Below are 8,994 nucleotides of genomic sequence, written 5' to 3' on the forward strand. Positions count from 1 at the left end.
TAGTCGATTGCTGGTTTGAATACAGCAATATCATACATAACATAAAAACGATTAGACGTGTCCGTAATAATCCCGATGGACAACTACCGAAAAAGCATAATCTAAAAGCGTTCCCCAGTCAAACACCGGTAGTTCTACTGCTCGCTGGACGGCCCGGGCAAAAGGCTGCATGCCGGTGCATTCAAGCATAATAGCACCAATTTGGGGATTTTTTTTGACAAAGTCTACTGCCATATCAATCATTTGTTGTTCAGCTTTGTCATAATAGGCTTCTGGGCACTCAAGCCTTTTTTGCGGATTCCATAAATTGTCAAACTCAGTGCAACCGTATTCATCCTGGGCTCCGGCAATTAAGTACGTGCTATCTGGATCAATACCTACATTCTTTAAATGCTCATTACTTAAAAACTGTTTTTGAGCACAAATGATGCCCACCGTCTTTCTAGGGTTAATCACCTGCTGAATAAAAGGCACCTGCAATAAGCTGGACATGAACACAGGCACCTCTACCGCTAAAGCCACATCTTTCTGAAAGAAAGCAAAATAACCACATTCAGCGGCTATTGCCCTGCAACCCAACCTCTCCAGCTTTCTTGCTGCAGCGACTACAGACTCCCGGCATTGAGCAGGATTCTTATCATATACTAACGTCTTATTGGTCACACCTTCTGCAATCTCATATTGTATCGGGTACGGAAAGGCACTGGCATTGCGCACATCTCCGGGGAACCCGGGATAAGTGTCGTTTAAGAGTACAATTCCTAAACCCATTCCATAACACACATGGTTTTTTCGGGCTTTAATATGATTGATGCCAAAATCACGGTTTTGCCAAAAAATCATCACTGAATATGCCTCCTTGATAAATATCACCTAAAGATACTGTTTGGCAGCCAACTCTGCCAATTTTAACCAGGGTTTAGCTGTTAAACCAGTTTTCCGGTGCCAAGTGCTTGGACTAAACCCTGGTTAAAATACTTACGTTTACCCAGACTCCATGTTTTCTATAATCCTAATTTTCGTTCCCAGACCACCAATTTTTCTAATACCAAGTCATCAAGCCTGGGAACCTCATGACCGCTCAGAATATCTGCAATCTTCAGCTTAATTTTGCCGCTTACCTCCGAGAAGTCTTCGTTATTCATCTTGCGGCTGAACAGGCCGGGATACCAAACCTTGCGGAAATTCTTGTTGGTGTGAGTCTCGCCCAGGTAATGTCCTCCCGGTCCTACCTTTTCAATTACATCAATGACAAAATCGTCATCTGCGACATCAATACCTGCGGTATAATGCTTCAAGCCCTCAATAATTTCGTTAGCCAGAACAACTAATTCAGGTGACACACTCTTGCAATGATCCATTACGCCCACATCATGAATAATATTGGCTTTACTCAACATGGTGGAGAATATCTCCATGGTGGCTTCAGACACAGCTTGCTCATCAATGACCTTGGCATCGGAACAACCCGCAGTGCCATAGAAGGGCAAGCCATAATAGGCAACTAAATCAGCCATTGCGGCAATATTAAGATGGAACTCAGGGGCAGCGTAACTGCCAATAGAGGTTCTCATATCAAATACAGACGGCATTGCACCATAAATAAAGGGAGCTCCCTCGCTAACTAATTGGGTAAGAACTAACCCTGCCAGAGCCTCAGCATTACATTGTGCCAAAGTTGCCGCCTTGCTCATTGGCGATGTCCCCCCCATCATGCAGTAGGGCATATACACAAATGGAATGCGGTTTTCCGCACTGATATATATTTTCTCGGTACTCTCCAATGGATGAGTTAGCGGGGGGATAGGCTCGCAATAATTAAAGATAAAGGGCTTTTCCTGCAGTTTATTGAGCCCGCCTGCTATATCAGCTGCAATGTCAATTATATCTTGTAGGGATTCGATATCATTGGTAGAAAAATTGATGGTCTTACTGAAATTCTTTACTGTTTCGATAAATGTGCTTTGTGACTGTACTTTGGGATCAACATCTGCCGTCATGCCTACAGATAGTACAAAATATATATTAGGAAGATAGTCGGCAACCTTGCACATTGTCTGAATATCTTTTTTTAGAAACTGACGTACCGTGTTGGTAAAGGGATCGACGATTTCGAGCTGATCTGAATGTGTGCCGAAGTACACTTGGTTTTCACTATTGATCACCATGGCGGGTTCCCCATCACGTGTATACAGTGTTACTTCTTTGGGAGCGCTCTTGAGCGCCTTGTCAACCATCGCACGCGTGATGCGGATCAGGCCGTCATCCGCCAGGGTTGCGCCGTTGTCCAGTAAAAGCTTCACGGAACGTTCTCCGGTTACTTTCATTCCTATATTTTCCATAATATACATGCTTTTTTCATGTATTTTATCAATTTTGTCCTGACTTAAGACAGAAAAATTGATATTCCGTTTAATCGGCATTGCCATATGTTATTCTCACTTTCGTTTTTTTTATTTACAAACGCCCTCGCGCAGATAAGCGTTCATTTCTTCTTTGTTCATATGGCCGATACCCAGATAATCAAGTGTATAGCCTAACTGATAAAAATCTCTGTTCAATATTGCGGAAGCCAAATTAATCATAGAGTCAATTACCGGGGTCCGAACACCAAATTTTTTGCCTAACTCGTGATAAACATGGCAGCCTACAGGGATATCTTCGGTGATATATCTGTTTTCCATGGTAAACGGACCGGTGCCAAACTGAATAGGATCTTGTTGCTCAAAAGGAATAACATAATCTTCACCCATATATTCAGCTCCTAACACATTTTCCCGAGAGAAGAATTGCTCTTTCTTGTAGGGTTGGATCCCGACCCCCATGGCTTCAGCCAAAACACATTCCTCTTTATAGAAGGAGTATTGTACCTCAGAAATCGACGGGCAGTAGGCATGGGAGTAAATGCTGTATTTGTATTTATCCTCTCCGAAAATGACCCCAAAGTTTTCCATAACACCTACCCCTAGGATGGTTCCCGGACAATGGAGTACAGGGTTAACATTACTAAAACCGGTATCCATTACAGTATCGCCGGCAACTGCGCCTTGACCATGGGTTACTGCGTCCATCGAAGGCAGGTATTTTGCGCTTTCAAGGAATACTTCCGTATCACAAGCCGGCAGGGCCGCACCCCTTAAGGTGATTGCCCGGTAGTAAACACGAATCTTAGGTAGAATTACTCCTCCCTTGATTTCCACACGACTGCCATAGGTTGAGCTAGACCACCCACCGATAATAACCTTCTTTGTACAACCTGCTTCCCGCATCATTTTTCGCAAAATCAGAGATCCATAGTTGTCAGGAAAAATATGGATTACCATGCCATCTTCCAAAGCTGGTATCAATTTTTTAAAAAATGGTACATGCCCTGCGCAGGGAGTAGCTACAACTACCAGGCCTGCACCCTTCACTGCCTCAGCTACATCTGTGGTAACCAGGTCCATTTGAGCATTGCCATTCCGCTCAAAACCATACAGATTCAGTTGATCGCCAAAGAATTTAATGCCGGACTCTTTAATTCCGAATAATGTTTTTTCAGCAAACGGCGGCAAATCACAAATACGGACTTTCGCTCCACCTAAAGCACAATCCCCCGCAATGGCTTTGCCTACTGCGCCTGCACCAAGTACCGCGATCGGCTTTTCCTGTAGATACTCCATAGTTTTCATTTGTTATTTCCTCCTCATTTTTTGATTTTTATGATTATTCAGGATAAAATCCTTTGCGATGAGCTTTGATGTAGCCCATACAATATTCATCCTGCCCCAGCAGCGTTTTTGCGGCATAAATAAGTCCCATCATTCCCTTGTCAGTTGGATTCAGAATATATCCATCCATACCTGTCGCCATAGTCTGGGATACAAACAAACGATTCAAGTATTTGCGGTTTGGTAAACCATAGGAAATGTTGCTGAGCCCGCACATAAAATGTACTCCCGGATACTGAGCTTTGATCATCCGAATTGTTTCCAGTACTTCCACACCTGCGGTCCCCACACTGCTAACCGGCTTGACAAGGGGATCAAAATAGATATCCTCATCCCTGACACCGGCTGCCGTCAATTTGGCATATAGGCTTTTTACTACCCGCAAGCGGTCACCAGCTGTATCAGGCATCCCCAGGTCATCCATGCACAAGGCTACAATCTTGGCTTTGTATTTTTGCACCAATGGTATGACCGCATCGAAACGCGGGCCCTCATCGGTAATAGAATTAATCATCGGCGTCCCGTGCTTTACCAATGCAAGGCCAGCCTCTAAAGCCTCTGGATTAGGGCTGTCAATACATAAAGGAACCTGTACTGCTTCCTGAATGGTATTTACCAGCCACCTCATATTCTCAAGCTCTTCAAACACCTTATTCCCACAGTTAACATCAATGTAGCTGGCACCGGCTTCGGCCTGTGCGATAGCCACTTGTTGGATATACCCGGCCTCTCTCTTTTCTACTGCTTCACTAATAGCCTTGCGGCTGGTATTAATTAATTCACCTACAATTACCAACGCTATTCCCCCAGTTTACTGTTTTGCCACCATTGCGGCAGCCATTTCCTTACAAGCCACAGCATCCACACAATAACCGTCCGCACCAATCTTTTCTGCGAATTCAGGATACAGCGGCGCACCGCCTACCAGAATCTTTACACTATCCCTTAGTCCGGCTTCAGTAATGGCTTCGATAGTCTCTTTCATGGCCATCATAGTCGTTGTTAACAAAGCACACATGCCGACAATTTGCGGCTTATGTTTTTTAATCCCTTCAACAAATTGGGCTGGTGACACGTCAATCCCCAGATCAACAACGTTAAAGCCGCCGCTTTCCATAATCATAACAACCAAGTTCTTGCCAATGTCGTGCAAGTCACCTTTTACCGTCGCCATCAGGAAAGTAGCCATTCCAGCAGATTCGTCTGTCGAAAGCAGCGGTTTTACTAATTTTAGGCCTTCCGCCAGCGCCTTAGCTGACATCATAACCTCCGGAATGAACATTTCGCCGGATTTGAACTTAGGTGCTACAATATCCATGCCTGCCAGCAGGCCATTGCTCACAATTTCCATAGCGGCTACGCCAGCATCTATCGCTTGCTGAGTAAGATTATGGACACTTTCATAATCACCCTCTAATACTGCCTCTGCTATCTTCTTTAGATCACTCATTTCAAATGCCTCCTCCTATTTCATCAAAAATCTTTAAAGACCAAGCTCCCGAACCAGCCTGAACGACTAAGCGTACCACCCCCAAGGATATGAGCAAGTTATACTTGAAAACACTGATCTTATGAAGCCTTACACCTTCTATTAACGCATATTCCGTGCCATTTAAAGTAAAGTAGCCATAAAACGGCATAAAAAAAATAAATGCCAGGAGAAGCCTTGCCTTCCTGGCATTTATCACAATATTTTAAAACACAATTCACCTATAACTTACTTATACTCCTGTCTAATGAAGCATTTAACCAAGATTTCGATTCATATTCGAAACCCATCTGATTCATTCGCGCTTCACACCTAAGTGTTATTATCTCGACTGTTATCAATAGTTTCACTATAATTGCAATATTTCTCAATCAACCGGTGGGCTCTGCTCTGACTGATATTTAATGCATGGGCAACTTTCCGGGAGCTACCATATTTACGATATGCTTCCACAACCATTTTGCGCTCCACCTGAATAACCGCTGTATCTAATGTGCTTGATTTGGGCTCATCTACTTCAAGAAGCTGTATTTTTTTTGAGAATGCTTCTGAGAAGACTCGCGGCAAATGACAAACATTAATGACTGAATCTTCAACAACCACGACAAGACGTTCAATCATGTTCTCAAGTTCCCTGATATTCCCTGGCCACGAATAATCAAGCAATATGTCCCGGCACTCAGGAGAGATGCTATGTTCCTTCTTGTATTTTTTGTTAAATTGATTTAAAAAGTAATAGATAAGCGCCATAGTATCGTCAGGCCGCTCCCGTAGCGGCCTTAATTCCATTTCAATAACATTCAGCCGGTAATATAAATCTTCACGAAAACTTCCCCGCTCTATCATCTCTTCAATGTTTCTGTTTGTAGCCGAAATTATCCGGCAGTCTGTCTCTTTCACCTGACGACCTCCGACAGGGATAAAGCGTCTTTCTTGAATAACATTTAAAATCTTGCCTTGCAGACGTAGTGGCAATTCCGCTATTTCATCCAAAAACAATGTGCCCCCGTCAGCTAGTTCAACAAGTCCTGTCTTGCCCTTTTGCAGAGCACCGGTAAAGGCCCCCGCCATATACCCAAATAACTCAGACTCAATCAGTTCATCAGGAATGGCAGCACAATTTATACTAATAAAAGGTCCGTCTTTGCGTGAACTAAGTTTATGAATATGCTTGGCAAGAGCACTCTTACCGGTTCCTGTCTCGCCCAGAATTAAAACATTGATATCTACAGTAGCCACTTTATCTACCAATTGTAATAATTCCTTCATTTGCGGGCTGTTAACCACAAGAGTAGCATTTCGCAGTTCTTTTTTTCTTAAGGCCACAACCTCATCCTGCATCCGCGCCAGTAATTCTTTTGTTTGTTCTAGATCACGTTTAGTATCTTCAAGTTGTTGAACATCACGGCAATTCTGTACCAATAGTTCAATATTGCCGCCATTGTCATAAATCGGATTATTGGTTACCAGCATTTTGGCACCAGTCCGCGTCGTCTGTTCCAGGGTATGCTTATCCTTACTATGAAGAGTGATAGGGGCAGTTGGTGGATAGCATCCAACACTTTCCATAAACTGCCAGGAGTCTTTACCAATTACATCGCTTGGTTTAATCCCATAATACTTTTCACAAGCTTTATTCGCATAAATAGTTACACCTTTACCATCTGTAGCAAAAATCGCGTCATAAGAATAATCTAGAATTTTTAATAGTGTTTCTTTACTTAACTGACTATTGTCAGTAGTCATATTCTTGACTGTTTTCATACACTCACCCTGCTTTCTAGACACCTTACGTTATTAGTATTTCATCCGCACTTCTTTTTTACATAATATTCTAAATATATAATACGATTTTGATCCTGGATTATCCTTCTATAGGAAATTCAATCATATCTGTAAATTTTCGAGAGAATATCCCTGGCGATACTGCAGCGGACTTTTGCCTGTTACCAGTTTAAACACCCTGCTGAAGTAGTTTGGATCCTGGTATCCTACCTTGGCGGCGATCTCGGCTACGCCTTTGTCGGTAGATAAGAGTAATGCCTGTGCCCGGCTTACACGCACAGCCTTTAGGTAGTCTGTAAAACTCGTTCCCACAATCTCGCTAAAGGCTCTGCTTAAATAGGAGGAGCTCATATATTCCCGTTTTGCCAAATCCTCCAGAGATATATCAAGGTAATAGTTTTCAGCTATAAACTGTTTTGTATGAGTAATTGCCCTGACAATGGCTGCTTGCTGCTTTTCTTTAACCAGCCCGCACATTTCACTAATAATCTCAGGAAGCCAGGCCTTGAGCTCAGCCAGGGTAGTCACCCTGCCGATTTCATCGCCTGACCTGATCTTGATATCCAGCAAAATATCCGGGTCACCCCCTAGCTCCATAATACCTCGTGATACTACTGTTAAAAGCTCCAGTATCCGCACCTTTAGTACATCAGGGTGTATACGCCTGCTGCCACCAATTGTATCAAGCATGTGGGCAGCAAAAACTGCGGCATGCTGCCACTCGCCTTTTCGGACAGTAGCTAGCAGCTTGGTTTCATAAGCAATAAATATTTGCTGACTTTCCCTATCGCCCCAGGAAACCTCACTATAATGTATAATTGCGCCATCGTTTTGATAAAACTTGTATTTTAATGCAGCACATGCCTCAAAATAGGATTGCCGTATCTGCTTAAATTCATATCCCTGACCGATTCCCAGACTGATACTGTAATTTATTTTTTTTGATAAATGGGCCTTAATATGCCTGCCATACCGCTTAGCCGTAGTCTTTACCTCTGCCTGACTTTCCCGTATATCTACAGGCAGCAGCAGAACTACATCCCGGTCACCTGCCGTAATAGCAAATATATTCTCCTGGCCAACTACCGTAACAATGCCCTCCACGTCCTGTTGAAGCATGTCTATTACCCGATTATAGATATCTTTCTGCTGCAACTCAATGATAGCATTGTCAAAACAGGCTATACCGTCATTATCAGCCTGAATAACGATGGCTACGGTAGGGAGTAATTGCAGATTGAATACAGATAAGGACTCCCCCATATCGGTGATGGCGTTGCCAAATATAGCTTCAAAAGCAAGCTCACGCCTGACAGCCTCTCTAATCAACTGCCATTGTTTATTCGATATTATCGTCTTGCTTAAGCCCCACAGATCAACATCAATCATTATATCTACCTGCAGCTTTGCTTAGTTTTTGCTTGCAAAGAAGCCAAGCTACCTTTTAATTGGCTATTTAGACAATATATTCCTTCTTACGACATATCTGTTGTGGAAAGTATTCCAAGTGGTGATGAAGAGACGTTAGCCTCCTGAATTGACCCCAAAAAGTTGGACAAAATTTTTTAGGAGCTTTTCATTAGATTAGTGCATTTCGTAAATCGTTTGGTGTAATATCGTCAGGTATGACTGCGGGCAGTACCGTAAACTCTCCAGCTCTGATTACTCTTGTAACTGTTTCTGAGCAGTTCGCGGTTATACTGTTGCCTGGCAGCTGTTTTCCCGTAAGATCATATATTCCGCCTCTGATGCAATCGGTATAGCCATACGGTGTACCAATCAGTCTTATAGCCTCAGCTTCGGCTTCGACCATATTTGGAATATCTATTTCGATGAACTCCGCACTTGGATTATTATCGTACTTGCCGGCAGCATGAAGCCATACGCCGGGATATTTGTCGCCTTCGTCCGGCATACCTAACGCCTCAAGCGTACCGCCTAAAATTTTTATGGCCGTGTGACAAAAATCACCGTGACTAACCTCGGCAATGACTCGGTCAACTAATTGCG

8 protein-coding genes are annotated in these 8,994 nt (G+C 43.2%); all 8 read right to left on the minus strand.

All coding sequences use genetic code 11. The features are described from left to right. Positions 1-51: 51 nt before the first annotated feature. Positions 52-843 carry an aspartate/glutamate racemase family protein gene (locus VN379_RS02325; protein ID WP_325530404.1) on the minus strand — a complete coding sequence of 264 codons (792 nt, stop codon included), beginning with the start codon at positions 841-843 and terminating at the stop codon, positions 52-54. 161 nt (positions 844-1,004) lie between these two features. Continuing rightward, on the minus strand, positions 1,005-2,429 hold the full coding sequence (locus tag VN379_RS02330) for a trimethylamine methyltransferase family protein (RefSeq protein WP_325530392.1): 1,425 nt from the start codon (positions 2,427-2,429) through the stop codon (positions 1,005-1,007). Positions 2,430-2,453: 24 nt separating this feature from the next. Then, positions 2,454-3,671 carry an NAD/NADP-dependent octopine/nopaline dehydrogenase family protein gene (locus tag VN379_RS02335; protein ID WP_325530394.1) on the minus strand — a complete coding sequence of 406 codons (1,218 nt, stop codon included), beginning with the start codon at positions 3,669-3,671 and terminating at the stop codon, positions 2,454-2,456. 34 nt (positions 3,672-3,705) lie between these two features. Then, complete coding sequence (locus VN379_RS02340; RefSeq protein WP_325530396.1) at positions 3,706-4,506, minus strand: methyltetrahydrofolate cobalamin methyltransferase; 801 nt, start codon at positions 4,504-4,506, stop codon at positions 3,706-3,708. A gap of 15 nt (positions 4,507-4,521) precedes the next feature. Next, a complete protein-coding gene (locus VN379_RS02345) occupies positions 4,522-5,160 on the minus strand; it encodes a corrinoid protein (RefSeq protein ID WP_325530398.1) in 639 nt (212 codons plus the stop codon). A 351-nt stretch (positions 5,161-5,511) separates the two neighbouring features. Then, positions 5,512-6,963, minus strand: a complete 1,452-nt coding sequence (locus VN379_RS02350; RefSeq protein ID WP_325530400.1) for a sigma-54 interaction domain-containing protein — start codon at positions 6,961-6,963, stop codon at positions 5,512-5,514. Positions 6,964-7,086: 123 nt separating this feature from the next. Further along, complete coding sequence (locus tag VN379_RS02355) at positions 7,087-8,373, minus strand: AraC family transcriptional regulator (RefSeq protein WP_325530402.1); 1,287 nt, start codon at positions 8,371-8,373, stop codon at positions 7,087-7,089. A 190-nt stretch (positions 8,374-8,563) separates the two neighbouring features. Next, a partial coding sequence (locus VN379_RS02360; RefSeq protein WP_414714946.1) for a hypothetical protein occupies positions 8,564-8,994 on the minus strand: 431 nt, incomplete at its 5' end.

The organism is Sporomusa sp., from assembly GCF_035561255.1.
GTDB lineage: Bacteria > Bacillota > Negativicutes > Sporomusales > Sporomusaceae > Sporomusa.

What these genes read in the sequence shown, in the direction of transcription:
- VN379_RS02325 (WP_325530404.1), bottom strand. Translation starts at nt 843, where the DNA reads ATGATTTTTTGGCAAAACCGTGATTTTGGCATCAATCATATTAAAGCC.
- VN379_RS02330 (WP_325530392.1), bottom strand. Translation starts at nt 2,429, where the DNA reads ATGGCAATGCCGATTAAACGGAATATCAATTTTTCTGTCTTAAGTCAG.
- VN379_RS02335 (WP_325530394.1), bottom strand. Translation starts at nt 3,671, where the DNA reads ATGAAAACTATGGAGTATCTACAGGAAAAGCCGATCGCGGTACTTGGT.
- VN379_RS02345 (WP_325530398.1), bottom strand. Translation starts at nt 5,160, where the DNA reads ATGAGTGATCTAAAGAAGATAGCAGAGGCAGTATTAGAGGGTGATTAT.
- VN379_RS02350 (WP_325530400.1), bottom strand. Translation starts at nt 6,963, where the DNA reads ATGAAAACAGTCAAGAATATGACTACTGACAATAGTCAGTTAAGTAAA.
- VN379_RS02355 (WP_325530402.1), bottom strand. Translation starts at nt 8,373, where the DNA reads ATGATTGATGTTGATCTGTGGGGCTTAAGCAAGACGATAATATCGAAT.